Annotated in this window: 1 protein-coding gene; it reads right to left on the bottom strand. The window is 70.6% G+C overall.

The window, feature by feature from the left end; genetic code table 11:
- A partial coding sequence (locus ACLQ2N_RS35955) for a beta-ketoacyl synthase N-terminal-like domain-containing protein (protein ID WP_425819997.1) occupies positions 1 to 578 on the bottom strand: 578 nt, incomplete at both ends.

The raw sequence follows: 578 nt of genomic DNA, 5'->3' as shown, positions 1-578 counted from the left end.
TGGTCCTGACCGTAGGTCGCGATCAGGGCCTGGGCCTCGATCGGGTCGCCCAGTGTGGTGCCGGTGCCGTGCGCCTCCACCACGTCCACGTCCGCAGCCGCAAGGCCCGAGTTGGCGAGCGCCTGACGGATCACCCGCTGCTGCGACGGACCGTTCGGCGCCGTCAGACCGTTCGACGCACCGTCCTGATTGACGGCCGAACCCTTAAGCACCGCCAGCACCCGATGCCCCTTGCGCCGCGCGTCGGAGAGCCGCTCCACCAGCAGCATGCCCGCGCCCTCACCCCAGCCCGTGCCATCCGCACTGGCCGCGAACGCCCTGCACCTGCCGTCCGGCGAAAGACCACGCTGCCGCGAGAACTCCACAAACGTCCCCGGCGTCGCCATCACCGTCGCGCCACCGGCCAGCGCCAGATCGCACTCGCCGTTGCGCAGCGCCTGCGCCGCCAGATGCAGCGCCACCAGTGACGACGAACACGCTGTGTCCACCGTCACCGCCGGACCCTCGAAACCAAACGTGTAGGACACCCGGCCCGAGGCGACACTGCCCGCGTTCCCGATCCCGACCAGACCCTCCAA

Origin of the sequence: Streptomyces sp. DT224, assembly GCF_049844595.1 — a bacterium.
Lineage (GTDB): Bacteria > Actinomycetota > Actinomycetes > Streptomycetales > Streptomycetaceae > Streptomyces.
Note: the sequence above shows the minus strand (reverse complement) of the source record. Positions and strands in the feature narration are given on the sequence as shown.